The organism is Pseudoalteromonas sp. NZS11, assembly GCF_015864765.1.
Lineage (GTDB): Bacteria > Pseudomonadota > Gammaproteobacteria > Enterobacterales > Alteromonadaceae > Pseudoalteromonas > Pseudoalteromonas arctica.
On the sequence record NZ_JADYWP010000001.1, the window covers coordinates 721,390 to 740,541 of the forward strand.

The 19,152-nt window shown below is 38.1% G+C and carries 17 protein-coding genes and 1 tRNA gene; 11 read left to right on the top strand and 7 right to left on the bottom strand.

From position 1 onward, the window contains the following. Positions 1–24 precede the first annotated feature (24 nt). From I6E82_RS03190 to I6E82_RS03200, 3 genes are all read right to left on the bottom strand, one after another. The gene (locus I6E82_RS03190) at positions 25–408 is read right to left on the bottom strand and encodes a DUF3019 domain-containing protein (protein WP_007586617.1); all 384 of its coding nucleotides are present in this window, start codon (positions 406–408) and stop codon (positions 25–27) included. After that, on the bottom strand, positions 398–1,180 hold the full coding sequence (locus I6E82_RS03195; RefSeq protein ID WP_007586620.1) for a MipA/OmpV family protein: 783 nt from the start codon (positions 1,178–1,180) through the stop codon (positions 398–400). Before I6E82_RS03195 ends, I6E82_RS03190 begins: the two co-directional genes overlap by 11 nt. A 429-nt stretch (positions 1,181–1,609) precedes the next feature. After that, on the bottom strand, positions 1,610–2,413 hold the full coding sequence (locus tag I6E82_RS03200) for a hypothetical protein (RefSeq protein ID WP_007586622.1): 804 nt from the start codon (positions 2,411–2,413) through the stop codon (positions 1,610–1,612). A gap of 113 nt (positions 2,414–2,526) precedes the next feature. Between I6E82_RS03200 and I6E82_RS03205 the strand changes: the two genes are divergently transcribed. Both I6E82_RS03205 and I6E82_RS03210 read left to right on the top strand, forming a co-directional pair. Beyond that, positions 2,527–3,681 (top strand): serine hydrolase domain-containing protein, encoded by a 1,155-nt coding sequence (locus tag I6E82_RS03205; RefSeq protein WP_197116698.1) that lies wholly within the window; start codon positions 2,527–2,529, stop codon positions 3,679–3,681. Continuing rightward, complete coding sequence (locus I6E82_RS03210; RefSeq protein WP_197116700.1) at positions 3,678–4,181, top strand: SixA phosphatase family protein; 504 nt, start codon at positions 3,678–3,680, stop codon at positions 4,179–4,181. The genes I6E82_RS03205 and I6E82_RS03210 overlap by 4 nt, the downstream gene beginning before the upstream one ends. 79 nt (positions 4,182–4,260) lie before the next feature. On the opposite strand, the gene yhbY is transcribed toward I6E82_RS03210, so the two are convergent. Continuing rightward, positions 4,261–4,557 carry a ribosome assembly RNA-binding protein YhbY gene (yhbY, locus tag I6E82_RS03215; protein WP_002963153.1) on the bottom strand — a complete coding sequence of 99 codons (297 nt, stop codon included), beginning with the start codon at positions 4,555–4,557 and terminating at the stop codon, positions 4,261–4,263. Between the two features lie 88 nt (positions 4,558–4,645). Here yhbY and rlmE point away from each other — a divergent pair, with 88 nt between their 5' ends. The 8 genes from rlmE (at position 4,646) to I6E82_RS03255 (ending at position 12,724) form a co-directional block, all read left to right on the top strand. After that, the gene (gene rlmE, locus I6E82_RS03220; RefSeq protein ID WP_007586629.1) at positions 4,646–5,275 is read left to right on the top strand and encodes a 23S rRNA (uridine(2552)-2'-O)-methyltransferase RlmE; all 630 of its coding nucleotides are present in this window, start codon (positions 4,646–4,648) and stop codon (positions 5,273–5,275) included. A gap of 66 nt (positions 5,276–5,341) precedes the next feature. Further along, positions 5,342–7,285, top strand: coding sequence for an ATP-dependent zinc metalloprotease FtsH (ftsH, locus tag I6E82_RS03225; RefSeq protein ID WP_231609128.1), 1,944 nt, complete (start codon positions 5,342–5,344; stop codon positions 7,283–7,285). Positions 7,286–7,363: 78 nt separating this feature from the next. Then, positions 7,364–8,212 (top strand): dihydropteroate synthase, encoded by an 849-nt coding sequence (gene folP / locus I6E82_RS03230; RefSeq protein WP_010553862.1) that lies wholly within the window; start codon positions 7,364–7,366, stop codon positions 8,210–8,212. Beyond that, positions 8,209–9,558, top strand: a complete 1,350-nt coding sequence (gene glmM / locus I6E82_RS03235) for a phosphoglucosamine mutase (protein ID WP_007586638.1) — start codon at positions 8,209–8,211, stop codon at positions 9,556–9,558. Before folP ends, glmM begins: the two co-directional genes overlap by 4 nt. A 71-nt stretch (positions 9,559–9,629) precedes the next feature. Next, positions 9,630–10,379, top strand: coding sequence for a triose-phosphate isomerase (tpiA, locus tag I6E82_RS03240; protein WP_007586641.1), 750 nt, complete (start codon positions 9,630–9,632; stop codon positions 10,377–10,379). A gap of 1 nt (position 10,380) precedes the next feature. Beyond that, positions 10,381–10,734 carry a preprotein translocase subunit SecG gene (gene secG / locus I6E82_RS03245; RefSeq protein ID WP_002962769.1) on the top strand — a complete coding sequence of 118 codons (354 nt, stop codon included), beginning with the start codon at positions 10,381–10,383 and terminating at the stop codon, positions 10,732–10,734. Between the two features lie 81 nt (positions 10,735–10,815). Further along, a tRNA-Leu gene (locus I6E82_RS03250) sits at positions 10,816–10,900 on the top strand. A 198-nt stretch (positions 10,901–11,098) separates the two neighbouring features. Beyond that, positions 11,099–12,724, top strand: coding sequence for a methyl-accepting chemotaxis protein (locus I6E82_RS03255; protein WP_197116702.1), 1,626 nt, complete (start codon positions 11,099–11,101; stop codon positions 12,722–12,724). 443 nt (positions 12,725–13,167) lie between these two features. Here I6E82_RS03255 and I6E82_RS03260 read toward each other — a convergent pair whose 3' ends face one another. From I6E82_RS03260 to I6E82_RS03270, 3 genes are all read right to left on the bottom strand, one after another. Beyond that, entirely contained in the window at positions 13,168–13,575 is a 408-nt protein-coding gene (locus tag I6E82_RS03260) for a phosphate ABC transporter substrate-binding protein (protein ID WP_024590963.1), read from the bottom strand. 12 nt (positions 13,576–13,587) lie between these two features. Next, positions 13,588–14,718: a porin gene (locus I6E82_RS03265; RefSeq protein ID WP_197110997.1), complete on the bottom strand. Its 1,131-nt coding sequence runs from the start codon at positions 14,716–14,718 to the stop codon at positions 13,588–13,590. A 1,020-nt stretch (positions 14,719–15,738) separates the two neighbouring features. Further along, complete coding sequence (locus I6E82_RS03270) at positions 15,739–16,329, bottom strand: LuxR C-terminal-related transcriptional regulator (RefSeq protein WP_165721603.1); 591 nt, start codon at positions 16,327–16,329, stop codon at positions 15,739–15,741. 408 nt (positions 16,330–16,737) lie between these two features. Between I6E82_RS03270 and I6E82_RS03275 the strand changes: the two genes are divergently transcribed. After that, entirely contained in the window at positions 16,738–18,960 is a 2,223-nt protein-coding gene (locus I6E82_RS03275) for a TonB-dependent receptor (RefSeq protein WP_197116703.1), read from the top strand. Positions 18,961–19,152: the final 192 nt, after the last annotated feature.

Below are 19,152 nucleotides of genomic sequence, written 5' to 3' on the forward strand. Positions count from 1 at the left end.
AAAATATCCTTAATGCGATTGGTATTAAAATAGTCGCCAGCGGCGCTTTTTTTGCCTGTTTTGATATACCCATTGAAGCTTTACTTCGGCAATACTAATTATTTTAGAGGTATTGCTGTCAAATAGTTCAAATGAAATACTTTGCTGTGAATCAAATGCATAATTAAAGGTACCGCTCTGTTGCTTGAGCCAACATTGCATTATGTACTTTGAGGTGGCGTCACGTAGGCAGTAATTACCAATGATAGGTTGCTCCCACGTTAGCGTTACGTCAGCATAGCAATTTCGCCCTTCGCGCAATGCAACGCAGGTGTCGGGAACTGCTATAAGTGCTTCAGGAGGTTCCTGAGCTTTAACAGTAAAAGTACTGGGGAAGATCAGTAATACACAGATCCATCTAAAATACATAACGTAGGCCTACCTTGGCTTTGTGTTGATATCCTTGGGAAATAATTGGACTGTCGTCAATCTCTTTTGAAAACCATGTGGTAAGCCAGCCGGATAAAAACACCCAATCTTGGCTTATTGGGTACTCAGCATGGAACTCAAAAATAATACTAGTACTGGCATTGCTGCTATAAACCGGGCGAAGGCTGGTGGCTTCATCGCTATCAATACCAAAGTAATAATTGGTAAAGTCAGCAGAGTAGGCGCTTAAACCAACACCAGATCTAAACTCCCAGTTTCGCCATGGTAAAATGTGACTAAAAAAGCTGTTTATAACCCAGCCATTGTGCGCGCCAGATACATCATGAAGGTATTCAAAAGAGAATTGAGAATTTTCAAATCGACGAGAAAGTCGAAGGCCGACGTCAAAGTCGTAATTACGTTTTTTTATACCTTGGAGTTCTTTTATAACACCATGGTTATAGAATCCGAGGCCTTTTTCGTCAAATCCAGCTTGAGTATTTGTGCCTAATATATCTAGGCCCCAATCAAATTTATCTATAAGACTGTAGCCTATTACAAGGCCGCCACTGAGTTGATTGTGATCGAAATCAAGGTAAAATTTATCGTAGGAAACAGCAAGACTTAAGTCGAGCTCAACGCCTTTATCGTAAGACTCAATGCCGACAAGGTAAGAATCTTCAATATAAAAGCCCGCACCAGCACTCCAATCCCACGCAAAGCCTTGGGTTGGCTCTAACGTATTATCTGCATAATAGCGGTTACTTGCCATACTCGACGTGCTAAAAATGCAGCAAAAAAGCAGTGTTATGCTCAGTAAAGTATGGTTAAGCAAAGCGTTTCTCATCCCTTAGGGCCTAATTATTATTTGTTATTAAGCGTAGTATATTGTTAATTCGTTCCTTTAATCTGTAAAAAAATGTAGTAAGTGTTAGGTCTGTTGATCTTTCAAGGTTAAATTTGCAGCAGTCTGTTTGGTATTTAGGTAAGGCAGAGCCTATGCAGTGTGGCTATTCCCCATAAATGGGCGATAACGTAGCATTAATGCCAAACAGGCGCTGCCCAAAGGGTTCTTCCTAGGGGCTATTTACTCTTTGTTGCTCGGTTTTGACTTAGCCCACTAGGTTACAAATCTCGCGCCGCGATTAAATAGCCCCTAGGAAGAACAAATTTTAATCCGTAAAGATCAACAGACCCTAATTTACTGAACTTTAATTTTATCGATTAATATACTACTCAAGTAAAACTGCATCATAGGTGTTAATGCACTTACTTCTGTTCTGTTACATGGACCGCTAAGTTTGGTAAGGCTAGATAGTTTTGACAACGTTTTGTACTGAGGGATTTGAATATCTTTGCCAAGTCTTTCAATACGGGCCTCGTCAGTGTTTTGCTGATGAATAAAAGCGACAACCTCAAGCTCATTTGTGATTTTTTGCTCTTCAGTGAAATTGTAAATTAGTGGTTCACGATGAAAACTTGCGCTGTCGATTGAAGATTTAGCAAACCAAACAACATCACCCGATGACTTGTGTGTGAGACGCATACTAACTTGTGCAAATATTGCAGCGCACTGCTGTGTTGGGTATTGCTGGGCAACATTTGAATATAAAGTAAATGGCTTCTCTGGTTGCTTTATTGCGTACTTAGTATCGTCTGTGAAAGTTAAATCGAGTTGCTGAATAGTCAGTGTGTAGTCACTGTTGTTTTTAGTTGTTACTTTTAGCTGTTTATCGTTCAGTGCTTGGCTAATTTGCGATAGAAGTTTATCGGTTACGCTTGCCTTATCGGTAATGATTTTTACTGTTTGGTTTCTAACTACTTTATGCGCAGGAAGTTGAACCGATTTAACTTTTGGAGATGAGTGCTCTGTAGTGTACTCAAGTTGATAGGTCTGACTTTTTAATGTTGGCTTTAATGGCATAGCCAGTGGTTCGGCCGGTTGCTTTGTAATAGCACAACCAGTTGATAATAAAATAAAAAGTGACACAACTAAAAAACGCATAAGTACTAAACACTCGCTTAAAACCAAATAATCGTCGTATTGTACGTTAGTACAAACAAAACTTCATGATATTATCTGCGCAGATGTAGTTAAAAAGATAAATTTTATAAAAAATGAAGTATCTCAACTCTTTATCGTATTGCCTATCTGCTTTGTGTTTGCTGTTTAGTTCTGTGGGTTTTGCAGCAAAAGCGGATCCTGATTGGGATGCATTTGTAAAAAAGTACGGCCGTTACGCACAAAAAAAATTAAAAAGTAAAGGTATACCCGGTGCAGCGCTTTCGATTGTAAATATAAACAATTCAGACTACATCCACACCATGGGCGTAACTAAATCACGAAATGGACAAAAAGTTAATAAGCATACTCGGTTTAGACTCGCGTCTGTTTCGAAGACATTTGCAGGCTCGTTATCAGCTAAATTGGCTGCTAACGGCCTACTGGAATTAGATAAGCCTGTTAGCGAATACATAACTGATTTTAAAGGGACTGTTTATCAAGATGATTTAAAGGTGTTTCATCTTTTAAGTCATTCAAGTGGATTAGTTCCTAATGCATACGACAATTTAATTGAATCTCGTATGGATTACCCAGGTATTGTTGAAAAGCTGCTTAGCGTCAAACCAATTTGCAAACCCGGCGAATGTTATGGCTATCAAAACGTTATGTTTAGTCTTATAGGCGATGTGATATTACAAAACACCGAAAAAAGTTACGGACAGTGGTTACGAGAAGCTATTTTTGAGCCATTAAAAATGAGTGATGCGAGCTTAGGTTTTGAACAAATGGTGCATGACAATAATTATGCTCTACCTCATGTGCGGGGTAAAAAACGCTGGTATAGCGCTAAGCTTAAAAAAAATTATTATAAAGTGGGACCTGCAGCTGGTGTGAACGCTAGCGCAAGTGATATGGCTATTTGGTTAAGAGCGCAGCTGGGCCAATATCCTGATATTTTGTCATTGGATACTCTAGCAAAACAAACACGCCCTTATACACATACAAAAAAAGAAATGCATCGCAGGGTGTGGAAAAAACACCTTAATGAAGCTTATTATGGGTTAGGTTGGCGCGTTTATAACTATGCTGATGAAACACTTTACTATCATAGTGGCTGGGTGCAAGGTTATAGAAGTGATGTGGTTGTATTTCCTCACTTAAATATTGGTTTTAGCTTAATAGTTAATGCTGAAACCGGTGTAATCAATGAGCTAACGACTGAATTTATCGACAGGCTATTAGAATACAAACGAGGTAAAAAAATATGAATAATAAAATAATATTAGCAATCACTTTTTTAGTCATGTCATTCAATTGTAGTTTAGTGTTTGCAGCACCTGATGAGATATATTTGTTTCGTCATAGCGAAAAGTTAACGGGTAAAAATCCAGCGCTCTCAGAGGTGGGAAAGGCACGTGCAAATAATTTAGTTACTTTTTTCAAAGAGTATCAAAATATACATATTTTCAGCAGCAACTATAAACGCACGTTACAAACAGCGGCCCCTTTGCAGGCATATTTTAATACCGACGTAAATGTGTATAACGCAGGTGAGCTAAGTGATTTAAAAAATGAGTTACTAAAACTAAAAGGTGTAGTTGTTGTTATTGGGCACAGTAATACAACATCGCAACTAGCCGAGCTACTTTCGAATGAAAAAGTGCCAGCAATGAGTGAAACACAATTTACTCAGTACTTTATATTGAATAAGAAGCCCAGTAGTAATGGTAGTGAATATGATGTAACCCATCATAAAATGAGTTTTTGATTTAAAACGTTAAATAATAAAAAACCAGCATTAAGCTGGTTTTTCAATTTAAACGCACTAAATCCTTTAACAGGAATAATTAGTTACGAGGTAAATGTATTTTTTTCTCAACGCTTTGACGATAAAGCACAATAGTGTGACCTATCGTTTGTAGCTTAGTCGCACCAGTTTCACGTACGATTGCTTCAAAAATTAATGCTTTTGTTTCACGATCGTCAGTTGGAACTTTAACTTTGATTAATTCGTGAATTTCTAATGCACTTTGAATTTCTACTACTACGCCCTCGGTTAAACCGTTAGAACCTAGTAAAACTACAGGCTTAAGGCTATGTGCCTGACCTTTTAAAAACTGCTTTTGTTTGTTTGATAATGTCATGTTTATACAAATTTTGCTGAATATGGCTTGAATTAAGGGTATTCTAACGCCATCTAGAGAATATTACTAATTAGTTGCGTGTTAATTTATGACAAATAAAAAACAGTCAGCCAGTTCACAGCGATGGCTGAAAGAACATTTTGATGATAAATATGTTCAAGAAGCGCAAAAAAAAGGCTGGCGTTCCCGAGCGGTTTTTAAATTAGATGAAGTACAAAATAGAGATAAAATACTTCGTCCAGGTATGACAGTTGTTGATTTAGGGGCGGCTCCAGGAAGTTGGTCTCAATATTTGGCTGAAAAAGTAGGTGACAAAGGCCAAGTGATCGCGTGTGATATATTGCCGATGGATTCACTTGCGGGTGTTGACTTCTTACAAGGTGACTTTCGTGAGGAGGCTGTATTAAATGCGTTGTTAAAACGTATTGATGGTAAAAATGTTGATGTGGTACTCTCTGACATGGCACCAAATATGAGTGGCAATAACTCAGTAGATCAAGCGGGTAGTATGTATTTGGTAGAACTTGCGCTGGATATGTGTAGTCAAGTACTAAAGAAAAATGGCGCATTTATTGTTAAAGTTTTCCAAGGAGAAGGCTTTGATCAATACTTGCAAGATGTACGTAATAGTTTTAAAGCAGTGAAAATACGCAAACCTGATGCCTCACGTGCCCGTTCTCGGGAAGTATATATAGTAGCGACTGGATACAAACTGTAGTACAGTTGCTTGGCGTTTAGTTGAATTTAAATTAATTGGATACAAGAGGTTAACCCCTTGAGCGATATGGCGAAAAATTTAATACTATGGCTGGTGATTGCAGTTGTGCTGATGTCAGTCTTTCAGAGCTTTAATGGCGGCGAGCAAGTTGATCGTCAAACAAGTTACACTCAATTTGTAAAAGATGTCCGCAGTGGCTCTTTACAAGAAGTTATTATCGACCGCGGTACAGGAAATATTACTGGTACTAAGAGCAGTGGTGAGCGTTTTCAAACAACGATGCCAATGTACGATGAAGACTTAATAAATGATTTACTTAAAAATGATGTAAATGTGAAGGGTGTACAACCTGAAGAACAATCATTCTTAGCAAGTATATTTATTTCTTGGTTCCCGATGATACTGCTTATAGGTGTATGGATATTCTTCATGCGTCAAATGCAAGGCGGCGGCGGTAAAGGCGCTATGTCATTTGGTAAGAGTAAAGCTCGCTTAATGAGTGAAGATCAAATTAAAACAACGTTTGCTGATGTTGCAGGTTGTGATGAAGCAAAAGAAGATGTTACTGAGCTGGTAGACTTTTTACGAGATCCTTCTAAGTTTCAAAAACTTGGCGGTAGTATTCCTAAAGGTGTACTAATGGTTGGTCCTCCAGGTACCGGTAAAACGTTACTTGCGAAGGCTGTTGCTGGTGAAGCTAAAGTACCATTTTTTACAATTTCTGGTTCAGATTTTGTTGAAATGTTTGTGGGTGTTGGTGCGTCACGTGTACGTGACATGTTTGAGCAAGCTAAAAAAGCGGCGCCTTGTATTATCTTCATAGATGAGATTGACGCTGTTGGTCGTAAACGTGGTGCCGGTATGGGCGGCGGTAACGACGAACGTGAGCAAACGCTTAACCAAATGCTAGTAGAAATGGATGGTTTTGGTGGTAATGAAGGTATTATCGTTATCGCAGCAACTAACCGACCAGATGTATTAGACCCTGCATTACTTCGTCCAGGTCGTTTTGACCGTCAAGTTGAAGTAGGTTTACCTGATATTCGTGGTCGTGAGCAAATACTTAAAGTACACATGCGTAAAGTGCCATTAGGCGATAACGTAGAAGCTGCTCTTATAGCACGTGGTACTCCAGGTTTCTCTGGCGCGGATTTAGCAAACTTAGTAAACGAAGCTGCACTTTATGCAGCACGTGGTAATAAACGTGTTGTAAGTATGGCTGAATTTGATGCTGCTAAAGATAAAATCATGATGGGCGCAGAGCGCAAGACCATGGTGATGAGCGAGCAAGAAAAAGCAATGACAGCGTACCATGAAGCTGGCCATGCAATTGTTGGTCGTATGGTGCCAGAACATGATCCAGTTTATAAAGTATCTATTATTCCACGTGGCCGTGCGCTGGGTGTAACAATGTATTTACCTGAGCAGGATCGTGTTAGTCATTCAAAAGAGCTTTTAGAATCAATGATTTCTAGCCTTTATGGTGGCCGTATTGCTGAAGCGCTTATTTACGGTGCAGATAAAGTAACAACGGGTGCAAGTAATGACATTGAACGAGCTACAGATATAGCGCGTAAAATGGTTACACATTGGGGTTTAAGTGAAAAACTAGGCCCGTTACTTTACGCTGAAGATCAGAACGAAATGTATATGGGTGGTGGCGGTAGTCGTTCATCTAGCATGTCGGACGACACGGCAAAAGTAATTGATGCAGAGGTTCGATTACTTTCAGATCGTAACTATCAAAGAGCAGAAGAAATATTAAAAGAAAACATTGATATTCTTCACTCAATGAAAGATGCGTTAATGAAATACGAAACTATTGATGCTAAACAAATTGATGATTTAATGGCACGCCAACCAGTTCGTGAACCGCGTGATGCACATGACCGTCATGAAGCTAAACCGGTAAAAGCGGAAGAACCTCAAGAACCAGTTGCTGATGAAAATCAAAAGACTGATGATTCATCAAAAAAAGATGAAACAAACCTTGATGACAAAGCTGAATAATCGTTAAAATAGTAATGAAAGCCCCGAACTTCGGGGCTTTTTTGTATCAGCTATTTAGAAAAAGAATAAAGGTTGGCAATGACTAACATATTAAAGCTTCCGAGAGGGCGTACGCTTAATCTTGAAAAGCCCGTTATTATGGGAATATTAAATGTAACGCCGGATTCATTTTCTGATGGTGGGCAGTTTTTAGATCCTAAAATAGCGCTAAAACGCGCAATGCAATTATTAGATGACGGTGCGACAATTTTAGATATAGGGGGAGAATCTACTCGCCCAGGCGCGCCAGATGTTAGCTTAGAAGATGAACTTGCTCGAGTAATCCCCGCTATTAAAGCGATACGTCAGCACAGTGATTGCGTTATTTCAATTGATACCAGTAAAGCACAGGTAATGGAACAAGCAATACTTGCAGGGGCAGATATAGTCAATGATGTTAGAGCTTTACAAGAAATAGACGCCTTAGAAACGGTTGCGCAGTATGAAGATGTAGCAATTTGTTTAATGCATATGCAAGGGCAGCCCCGCAGTATGCAATCGTCACCTCATTACGATAATTTGTTTGCAGATATAAGTATGTTTTTTAGTGAGCGTATTAAAGCATGTGAAACAGCTGGGATTAAGTTTGAACGACTTATTCTAGACCCAGGTTTTGGATTTGGAAAAACGCTTAGTCATAACTATCAAATATTGGCTAAGTTTGACGATTTTAATAAATTAGGTTTGCCATTATTGGCCGGATTATCTCGTAAATCGATGATAGGTAATTTATTAAACAGAAATACAAATGAACGGTTAGCGGGCAGCTTAGCGGGTGCGTTAATCGCAGCGCAAAATGGCGCAAAAATTATTCGTGTACATGACGTAAAAGAAACCGCAGATGTACTTGGTGTATATCAAGCCTGCGAACAAGGAATTTCACAATGAAAGAAAGAAAATATTTTGGCACCGATGGCGTGCGTGGACTTGTAGGCGCTGCTCCAATAAACCCTGAATTTGCAATGAAGCTAGGCTGGGCTGCTGGGCGTGTATTATCGCAAAGTGGTACTAAAAAAGTAATTATTGGTAAAGATACGCGTATTTCGGGCTATATGCTTGAAACCGCACTTGAGGCTGGTTTAATTGCTGCTGGTATTGATGTTGTATTATTGGGTCCTATGCCTACACCGGCCGTTGCTTATTTAGCGCAAACATTTCGTGCTGAGGCAGGTATTGTAATTAGTGCCTCACATAATCCGTATTACGATAACGGTATTAAGTTTTTCAATGGTCAAGGCTTAAAGCTTGATGATGCAGTAGAACTTGAAATTGAAGCGATGCTTGATGAGCAAATGACATGTGTTGCTTCAGATAAATTAGGCAAAGCATCGCGTTTAGTCAGTGCGGATGGCCGCTATATAGAGTTTTGTAAGAGCCAATTCCCGCAAGGCCTGTCTTTAGAAGGTCTTAAGATTGTTGTCGATTGCGCAAATGGCGCTACTTATCATATTGCACCTTCTGTTATGCGTGAACTTGGCGCAGAAGTAATAACACATGCGTGTGAGCCTAACGGCGTTAATATCAACCATGAATGTGGCGCTACTCACGTAGATACCCTTAAACGTAAAGTGCTTGAACTTAAAGCCGACGTAGGTATTGCATACGATGGTGATGGTGACCGCGTGATGATGGTTGATCATAATGGCCGTGTTTTTGATGGTGATGATCTGGTTTATATTATTGCTTGCCAAGCAGCCCAAGATGATAATTTGGGTGGTGGTGTAGTTGGTACTGTTATGTCTAACATGGGCCTTGAAAACGCTTTAAAAGCAAAAGGTATCGAGTTTGCTCGCAGTAAAGTGGGTGATCGCTATGTTATGGAATTACTACAGCAAAAAGGCTGGAAAATTGGCGGTGAAAGCTCAGGTCATGTACTGAATCTAGACTTAATTAGCACGGGTGATGGTATTATTTCAAGCTTACAAGTACTTGCTGCTATGGTTGCACAAAATCGTACATTGCAAGACTTAGGCGCTGGTTTTACCAAGTATCCAATGAAGATGATTAACGTGCGTTATACAGCTGGAACTGACCCGACAAAAGCACCAGAAGTGCTTTCAGCTGTAGCAGAAGTAGAGCTTGCTTTAGGCGATAAAGGCCGTGTTTTACTGCGTAAGTCAGGCACTGAACCTGTGGTTCGTGTTATGGTTGAAGCCGAGCAAGAAAAGATTGTAATAGACAGCGCTCAAAAAATTGCAGCTGTTGTAGAATCTATGAGCAAACAAACTGATTAATAACAATAATCTCTTGTAACTTTGGGCGAGAAAAGTTAATATCTCGCCCGCTTTCTAATGTGGAGTGGATAATGGCAATACGCAAGGCGATGGTCGCAGGCAACTGGAAAATGAATGGCTCTTTAGAGTTAGTTAAACAAATGTCTGACGCTATTAACGATGTAAAATCACAAGAGATGGACATTGTTTTATTTCCTCCATTCCCACTTGTACCAGCAATGGTAGCTAGCGGTGTTTCTACAGGAGCTCAAACTGTTTCTGAAAATACACCTGGCGCATTTACTGGTGAAGTTGATGCGCAGCTTATAAAAGATTTAGGTGCAACTTACGTACTCGTTGGTCATTCTGAACGCCGCAGTATTTATAACGAAAGTAATGCAACAGTCGCTGAAAAGTTTGCTAGAGCACAGCAAGTTGGGTTAACACCAATATTATGTGTAGGCGAGAGCGAAAGTGAGCAAGAAAACGGCCAAACCGAACAAGTAGTTGCTGCACAAATTGATGCAGTAATAGAGAAATTAGGTGTAGCAGCACTGAAAGATTCTGTGATAGCATACGAGCCCGTTTGGGCCATAGGCACAGGTAAGACTGCATCGCCAGAGCAGGCACAAACTGTTCATAAATTTATCCGTGACAAAATTGCATCACTTGATAGCAATTTAGCACAAGGGCTTACCATCTTATATGGTGGTAGCGTTAATGAAAAAAATAGCGAATTATTATTTGCACAAACAGATATAGATGGCGGCTTAATTGGCGGCGCAAGTCTAAAAGCAGAATCTTTTACTGCAATCTGTAACAGTGCAAAAGGGACTGTATAAGATGTACGAAATTTTATTAGTAGTTTATTTAGTTGTGGCTTTGGCTCTAGTTGGAATGGTTTTAATTCAACAAGGTAAAGGCGCAGATATGGGTTCTTCATTTGGCGCTGGTGCATCAGGCACAGTTTTTGGTTCGTCAGGTGCAGGTAACTTTATGACAAAAACAACCACAAGCTTAGCAACGGTATTTTTTGTATTAAGCATTGTGTTAGGAAACCTAACTGCTGGTCAAATTAAAAAGACTGACGAATGGGAAAACCTAGAAGCAGCTCCAGCAGTAGAAACAGTAGTTCCTGTTGAAGAAGATGTTCCAGTAACATCTACTAAAGAGCAAAGCTCTGACGTACCAAACTAATTTAGCGTAAAGCTATCGTTAAACGATTTATAGTCCTCAAATAAATCACATGTTTAACAATTAAGCGAAAGCTTAAAAAATGCGGATGTGGTGGAATTGGTAGACACGCCACCTTGAGGGGGTGGTGCTTTAGGGCATGGGGGTTCAAGTCCCCCCATCCGCACCAAATTTAGAAACCAGTAGCAGTGATGTTACTGGTTTTTTTGTATCTGTAATTTATTGTGATCGTTTTATGAGCGATGTGTGTTTATTGTTAAATAATTCTTCTATTTGTTAGAAAAAACTAGAAATATTACAAATTTAGCTCACACTTATAGATATCAAGCCGATAATAGATATAGACAATAAAATAAGGTAGCACAGTATGGCTTCAGGCTTCTCTTTTCAAAACCTAAGCATAACAAAAAAAATACATGCAATAACATGCATTGCGGTAGTGGCTTTCATAGTGATCGTATTGATAAACTATTTAGCTATGAATGATAATAAGGTTTCTCTCGATGAAATGAGTAACTCATCGTATAAGGTTGTAAAAATAACGTCGCAAAACGTAGGGCTTTTAGAAAAACTTGATGAACTTTATACCCAAGCGGTTACGTTTGGTGAGCAAGATCTTATAGTTAAAGCAGACGAGGTATATCAAACTTTAGAGTCTAATATTACCTTAATAACGCAACTTAATAACTCCTACATTAATAACGATATTATTAATGAGTTGTCAGATTATGAAAAAATATCCTCAAGTATTGCTACAGGTATGATTAACGGTACTGCTGATTTTAGTAAGATTCAGCAACAAGCGCAGCTTAAAACAAGTTTATATGGATCTGTCTTAGAAAGTTTTAAAGGCGCTCAACAAAAAGCGGATAATCGTTTTTTTGAACTGGTTGCCAACACTAAAGCGCGCTCTGATGAAGCATTAACTCTAATGTTAGCTGTATCCATTATTTCATTAATTTTATTATTGTTTATGGCTATTTGGATTGCTAAGAATATAGGTTCATCTGCGAGTGATGCAGCTAACAACCTTAGTTTATTAGCAAGCGGCAATGGTTCTTTAAGCACACAGCTATCTGTTAACTCAGAAGACGAAATTGGCCAAGTCTCTATTAATTTTAACGCATTTATTTCTTTACTAAGAGAAACAGTTCTTGAAGTTATTGCTGTATGTGAGCCTTTAATGGAAAACTCAACACGACTAGTTCAAGGTATGGAACAAGCTGAGCGTGCTACAACAAAGCAAACCACAGATGCTGAAATTGTTAAGCAATCTATGGAAGAAATGAAGCAGAGTGTTGGTGATATATCAGAATCTGCAGCTAACGCTTCTCACGCAGCTGAAACGGCCGAGAAAGAAGTTGAACAAAGTCGTACACAAGTACAGATGTCAGTTACCGCTTCTCGTACGCTCAGTGATGAAATTAATCGAGCTGCAGGGACTATTAATAAGCTTGCGGACGATACAAAAAATGTATCGCAGATTTTGAATGTAATTACGTCTATTGCAGATCAGACAAACTTACTTGCTCTTAATGCTGCTATTGAAGCTGCACGAGCAGGTGAACATGGAAGAGGCTTTGCTGTAGTGGCAGATGAGGTTCGTGAACTGGCTTCTCGCACTGCACATTCTACTAATGAAATACGTGAACTATTGGGATCATTAACGACTGCCGCAAATGAATCTGTTGCTGCTATGACTTCAGCACGTGATATGGCAACAGATAATGCTACAGCCGCAGAAAAAACAGGTATTTCAATAGAGAAAATCGCAGAGCAAATGTTAGAAATTAATGGTATGAATTCGCAAATAGCAGCAGCAACTGAAGAACAAACATCCGTTGCAGCTATGGTAGTAGATAATGTGTCAAATATGCATGTATCGTTCGAAGATACTATGGACTCACTACTTGCTGTACGCGACGTAGCCAAAAACCTACATTACCTATCTGATAACCTATTAGATGCAACCGCTAAGTTTAGAATCGAGTAAAGCTTAGTACTGAGCCAGTATAAAAATCTACCCTAGGGTTGATGCCAGTTAGTTAACCGCTGACTGGCTTTTTTGTTTGGATATCTGGTTTGACATACCTAGTATATGTCCACTCTCGCTTTATTAGTAATATGTGATGCTCTACTTTAGCTTACTATTGCTCTATTTATTTAGGGATGCTCCCTGAGTTCTCAATAAACATAGTCTGAATTAAGTTAATAATATTAATTGCACACGTCGTAACACTCAGTTGACAGAAGTCTTCTGAATTGGGTGCGTAGCTATTGGCTAGAGAAAGTGTTGTAGTGGGTTGCAAAAAAAAGGCCTCTGAATAAATTCAGAAGCCTTCATAAAGGAACCCGAAGGCCGGTTTATCGATTAGTTAAATATTTCTCAACCTATCTGTATTAACCTCTGGGTGGTTTTTTATATCAATTTCACTGCTAAAAGGTCGCAATAACTTTTACTTTATCGGTCACTTTAGCGCTATCAACATAGCCAATTGCATTTCCATTAGCTGCAACAAAATCAATAACAGCTTGGTCAGATGTTAGTTTTTCAGGCGGGGTACCTTTACCTGTAAATACAAGCTTTGACCAATATGCATTTAACTGACTGCTAGACTTACCCACTACTTTGTCGTTAAATTCATCAGCTACAGATGTACCGTCTTGATTTATAGGATTAACTTTATCGCCATTACTAAATGACTTACTTTTTCCCAGATAAATCTTTTTTATTGTGTCAGCATCTACAGAGCTAGCATTGCTTGGATTAATAATCACAGCAACTTCTGCAAATACATTAATTGAGCACAATGAAAGTGCACTTACTAAAATTAATTTTTTCATCATAAGCTCCAATTAAAAGACAAGATCTACACCAACAGCTACAACATCCGTCTCTGTATCAGTTATGTCATCTTCAAAACGACTAAAGTCGATCTTGAAAGCAGCTGAAGGATGAAAATCATAACGTGCACCAATTGTGTATACGTTACTTTGTGCACGAAGACCTTCAAGAGCACCATTTACAGCTGAATTTAAGGTTGGTATTGACTCAATGGTATTAAAACGTGATGAGTCATGTTTGTCATCATTATCTTCATAAGTAAAATGAACAATTACACTGTCAATACGGTAACCAACTGATGCGTAATACTGTGACTGTTCTGGTAGTATACTGTCTTCAACCTCAAATTGCGTATATTCGGCATCAAACAAAAAGTTTTCATAATCAACAGAAAAACCAACGCCAACGAAGCTCGTTTTATCTTCTTCAGTGATTAGGTCATTCGCAGTATTAGTTAAGCCACTATCAGACAATACACTTACGAGACCAATTAGGCCGCTATCCTCTGATGAAATGCTAGTGTCGGCTACAATGTATGCAGCTCGCGCACTGAACCAGTCGTATGATAGACTCCAGTTTATACCGCCTAAATTATTTAATTCAGCAGGTAATTCTGTTCCAAATACGTCAATATCACCATCGAATGCACCATAAAAGCCTTGAAGCGTAGAATCCCAATCACCCAATTGAGAGCTGTAAACTACACTAACTCCTTCATAAGTTGAAAATGGGATACCGTATACTGATTTTGGCGGACGTACCCAGCGATAAGCATAACCTACATCCAAGAAATCAGAATACTTGTAAAAAGGAACACGCATTTTACCAGCGCTAAATTGCAGTTCATCGCTGTATTCATAAGTAACGTATGCCCATTCGAATGTAGCGTCAAAGTCATCCTCTCCACGCGCAATAATTTGAGCCGTAGCTGTTAGCTTTTCATGTAGGTCTGCAGATAATTGTAAAGCGAATTTACTCTCATTTTTAAAAGAGATATCGTCATCATAGCCGTACAAAGTACTGTCACTATCCAGACTTTTACCACCGACAATTGATGCAAAACCATTAATTCTTACCTCAGCACTAGCATAGCTAGATGCTAAAACTGCACATACAGCCACTGCTACAGATAGCTTTTTCATATGTTGTTCCTATTTGTTATTTAAATGTTGATTTCTTTATTAGTATAAGTGCATAACGAGTATTTATCTAATGAACAGAATGGTTTAAGGTTTTTATTTAATTTTTAGTCAATATTATTTTGTTTTTTAAATTAATCAGGTGCGAATGTTTGTGTTTAAAAATGTTTAGTCCTGTCTTCGGGTATAAAAATATGCCACCTGTAACTTATTTTTATAATTTTATCTGTAAGCCATCAGAGTTGTATTTACTGCTACATAAAGTTGCTATTACTTAACTCTATGTATTTCACACAAGTTACTTGGTTTAAATGTTTATATTTTATGTAAATATATAGTCGAAATTATTAATAAGTAAAGTTAGCTATAAGCAAATGGCAACTTTCTAAACGGAAGTTTTAGTATAGGATTAAATTTGTCTTAGCGAGGTTGTTCAAAGGAAATGGCGCGGATGAAGAAGCTAACTTGGTTTTTATTATGTTGCTTTGCAATGAATGCATACAGTTACGATGAAGTAAGTCTTTTGATAGGTTATATCTCGCTATTTAGTGTCTCCATTACACAAAATAATACTTTGCAGTTCTATCAGATGACCTCGTGAGTATAAAACTAGTGATTAATTGAAATTCACCTATGGAGAGTCAATGCATTCTGAAAGTGGTGGCCTTCGTTATCAGTAATTACTACTCTAGGGCCTGGCCCAGTATTTGCTGGAGATCTGAAAGTTTGTGGGCCGGGCCACTGCTTTATACAATAAGTAATATCAATACCTTGTAATTATTTCAGGTATTAATAAATAGTAAGGAGAAAAGTATAATTTTTATTTGCAGTATTAAGTTCGAAAAAGTGGATTTTTGATATTGACTCGACATGAAAGGCACTTCCAGAGTGCTGTTTAAGAAAAGAAAGTTGCTGGTTGTATAGGGTATTTAAGTGGGTCCAACTTTGACTTTATGCTTTCAGTTGAAATAATAATTCAGAGTCAAAGTCGAGTAGATACAATAAGGTTTCAAATAAGCTCGCTTAACTATTGATCTTATTTAAGTTTTTTTGACACCAAAGTAATGCTTGTTGCTTATTTTTTACAGCAATTTTTTGGTAAACCTTGTGTAGGTGGACGCGAACAGTAGCTTCACTTATAAATAAAGTGTCGGCAATTGCACTTGAATGTAAGCCAGAAAATAATAAGTTTAATACTTTCATTTCCTTGCAGGTTAAGTTGTTTGATTGCAGAGTAGTTTGTTGTTCACTCGCTAGCATTTGCCTCATCCAATCATCGGTTACTGCACGAGGGAACCATAACTTTCCTTGTTCAATGGCTTCTAATCCTTGTTGAAGTAGTACTTCGTCAGTACCTTCGTAAAACAATCCTTTTAAATTTGGCCACTCTTTTAATGCTAGTACATCGCAGTCTTTTGGGACATCAAAAATTACCAGTCCTTGGTGACCATTTTTTAGCATGAATTGATTAATAAGTTCATAATTGGTAATGACGTTTAAAGCTTGATAATTAACAAGTAAAACGTTGAAGTCAGCTGCAACACAAAAAAGTGAAGTGTAATTTGGATTTGTGAAGCATTTGAGGCTTTTATCAGCTGTGTTTTCAATATTCATAATATTCTATCCATAGACTACATTTTAGTACTATATTCTTATTTTTAGTTAATTTCAATGATAGGGGAATGTGTTGTAGCTCTTTTTTTATACACTAAAGTACATGTGTAAAGTACGTTTTATGTGCTTTTTAAAATTGTATTTATGCGGTTTTTTGTTTTAAAACAGCTTTTTAGTGAGGTTGATATTAATGTTCTTTATTTATGATAATCCATCTAAAGCTAACAATGCCTAAATTGCTTTTATTCTTTATACATTTATTTAAATAATTTATACATTTCTTCACAATTCTGTCATATAATGCCCATCCAGAGGAAAGATGCATTACGCATCTTTTTTTATGCCTGAAATTTATACTCTTAAGTATAAATGCATAACTAAATCACACGGTATCCTTTGGAGAATATTTTGAAATTACGTAACCTCTCACAATTAAGTCTAGCAATTTTTGCTGCACTCACTACCTCTGTAAACGCCGAAGAAACTAAAACAACAGCTAAACAAGATGCTTTTGAAAAGATAGAAGTAACAGCTCGTAAACGTACAGAGAGCCTGTTTGAATCTCCAACCGCTATCACTTCAATTGGCGCTAACCTAATTGATAAAGCCAATATGAGTAACCTAGAAGATATTGGTAAATATGTTCCAAATTTAAATATTACCCGCTATGGCGTAGGCAATTCTGCGCATGCGTCTGTATTTATCCGTGGTATAGGTTTGCAAGATCACATAATAACTACCGATCCGGGTGTGGGTGTGTATCTTGATGGTGTGTACTTAGGTCGCCAAATGGGTTCTAACTTATCATTACCTAATGTTGAGCGTGTTGAAGTGCTTCGTGGCCCACAAGGTACTTTATATGGCCGTAATACATTAGGTGGCGCTGTAAATGTAATTACAAAGCAACCTGGTGATGAAGGTATTGTTACTACTACAGCTAAGCTGGGAAGTCGTGGACGTATTGCCGGTGATGTTTATTTTAATAACTCACTAACAGATGATGTAAGTATGTCTGCAAGTGCATCGTATAAAACACGTGATGGTGTGGGCGAAGCTGTTAATTTAGCAAACCCAGAAAAAGAAATTGGTGAAGAAGAAGAATTTAGTGGTCGTGTTGCACTTAAATGGCAAGCAAATACCGACTTAGCATTCACTTTTTCTTTAGATGGTGTTGATAACGAATCTGGCCAATCGCCTTATACTATTGAATTGACAGACCCACTAGACTCAAATGATGTGTTTAATGGCGACTTCCCATTATTGACTCAAGATTTAATTCCATCAGACCCTGATGATTTAGGCACAACTGTTGCGGGTATTGAATCTACCTCTTACTCAGGTTGGGGCACATCGTTTTCAGCCGACTGGGCAATTAACGATACTTATACCACTAAGTTTATCTCAAGCTACCGTACATCTGAGTATGAAGGTGGCCTAGATGATGATGCATCACCTTTAAACTTGTCTGAGTTTCCAGAGGAGGGCGGTGCTGATCAGTACTCATTTGAAGTTCAGCTAAATGCAACATTCGATAATATGGACTTTGTATCTGGTCTTTACTTTTTTAATGAAGATGGCTTTACACGTTCAGGCCCGTTTGTATTTAGCCCATTTAATACACCTAATGGCTTGTTGAATGATGGTGTAACAGAATCATTTGGCGGTTACGGCGAATTTGAAATTAACCAAGAAACTAATTCGTATGCAGCATATATAAATGCCAGCTACGATTTAACTGACGATTTAACGGTTGGTGGTGGCCTTCGTTATTCAAAAGATAAGAAAGATGCAAATGCTATATTCCCATCATTTCCAACTCGTAAATATGTAAGTGCAGATTTTGATGCAGTTACGTGGGATGTAAATGCATCTTATCAGCTTAGCAATAATATGAATGTTTATGGCCAGATTCAAAAAGGCTATCAAACAGGTGGTTTTCCACCGCGTCCATTTGGTGGACCAGATCAATTTGTATCGTTTGACGAAACAAAAGCGATTAACTACGAAATGGGCTTAAAAGGCCAAGTACACGAAAATGTATCTATGATGCTTGCGGTATTTGTGACTGATTACACCGATTTAGCATTGCCGTTTTCAGATCCAACAGCGGGTGGTGGCTTTGTAACAATTGTAGAAAATGCAGGTCAATCTAAAGCGCAAGGTATTGAGCTTGAAACAACCGTTGCTATTACCGATGACTTTACTATTCGTAGTGCAGTTGGTTATTTAGATTCTGAAATAACAGAAGTGGCTGAGGGTGTACAAGGCATAGGTAAAGGCGATTCACCAGCACTGACGCCACGCTGGACTGTCATGGTTGCACCTTCTTACTTTATGGATTTAGAGAGTGGCGCAACACTTGCGTTTAATGCTAATTATTCGTATCGCAGTGAAATGCAAGGTCAATCAGTTTACAACCAAAGTGAGACCATTGATTCTCGTGAACTAGTTGGTTTTAATATTTCGTACACTAATCCATATGGCGATATGGAAGTTACACTGTATGGTGAAAACGTTCTAAACGAAGTTTACGATGTTGGTCGCCTACAACAATCAGGTTTTGTTGGTGTAATGCGTAGTAATGACCGCAGTGAATTTGGTTTGAAACTCAAAAAAGATTTTGAGCTATAAACTAAAATCAAGTAAATAAAATTCAATGTAATTGAAGTTTATTTTTCATAATAAAGGCCGAATCATGCTGTGATTCGGCCTTTATATATTCAATAGTAAAATTATTATCCGCATAATTTAAATCCCTAATTTAAATTGCTGATTTAAAACAATCAACATAACCACTTTTAAGTATTTGTATCAGCTAAAATG

What these genes read in the sequence shown, in the direction of transcription:
- I6E82_RS03260 (WP_024590963.1), bottom strand. Translation starts at nt 13,575, where the DNA reads ATGAAAAAATTAATTTTAGTAAGTGCACTTTCATTGTGCTCAATTAAT.
- I6E82_RS03265 (WP_197110997.1), bottom strand. Translation starts at nt 14,718, where the DNA reads ATGAAAAAGCTATCTGTAGCAGTGGCTGTATGTGCAGTTTTAGCATCT.
- glmM (WP_007586638.1), top strand. Translation starts at nt 8,209, where the DNA reads ATGAAAGAAAGAAAATATTTTGGCACCGATGGCGTGCGTGGACTTGTA.
- ftsH (WP_231609128.1), top strand. Translation starts at nt 5,342, where the DNA reads ATGGCGAAAAATTTAATACTATGGCTGGTGATTGCAGTTGTGCTGATG.
- I6E82_RS03255 (WP_197116702.1), top strand. Translation starts at nt 11,099, where the DNA reads ATGGCTTCAGGCTTCTCTTTTCAAAACCTAAGCATAACAAAAAAAATA.
- I6E82_RS03195 (WP_007586620.1), bottom strand. Translation starts at nt 1,180, where the DNA reads ATGGCAAGTAACCGCTATTATGCAGATAATACGTTAGAGCCAACCCAA.
- I6E82_RS03210 (WP_197116700.1), top strand. Translation starts at nt 3,678, where the DNA reads ATGAATAATAAAATAATATTAGCAATCACTTTTTTAGTCATGTCATTC.
- I6E82_RS03270 (WP_165721603.1), bottom strand. Translation starts at nt 16,329, where the DNA reads ATGAATATTGAAAACACAGCTGATAAAAGCCTCAAATGCTTCACAAAT.
- secG (WP_002962769.1), top strand. Translation starts at nt 10,381, where the DNA reads ATGTACGAAATTTTATTAGTAGTTTATTTAGTTGTGGCTTTGGCTCTA.
- tpiA (WP_007586641.1), top strand. Translation starts at nt 9,630, where the DNA reads ATGGCAATACGCAAGGCGATGGTCGCAGGCAACTGGAAAATGAATGGC.
- rlmE (WP_007586629.1), top strand. Translation starts at nt 4,646, where the DNA reads ATGACAAATAAAAAACAGTCAGCCAGTTCACAGCGATGGCTGAAAGAA.
- yhbY (WP_002963153.1), bottom strand. Translation starts at nt 4,557, where the DNA reads ATGACATTATCAAACAAACAAAAGCAGTTTTTAAAAGGTCAGGCACAT.
- I6E82_RS03205 (WP_197116698.1), top strand. Translation starts at nt 2,527, where the DNA reads ATGAAGTATCTCAACTCTTTATCGTATTGCCTATCTGCTTTGTGTTTG.
- I6E82_RS03190 (WP_007586617.1), bottom strand. Translation starts at nt 408, where the DNA reads ATGTATTTTAGATGGATCTGTGTATTACTGATCTTCCCCAGTACTTTT.
- folP (WP_010553862.1), top strand. Translation starts at nt 7,364, where the DNA reads ATGACTAACATATTAAAGCTTCCGAGAGGGCGTACGCTTAATCTTGAA.
- I6E82_RS03200 (WP_007586622.1), bottom strand. Translation starts at nt 2,413, where the DNA reads ATGCGTTTTTTAGTTGTGTCACTTTTTATTTTATTATCAACTGGTTGT.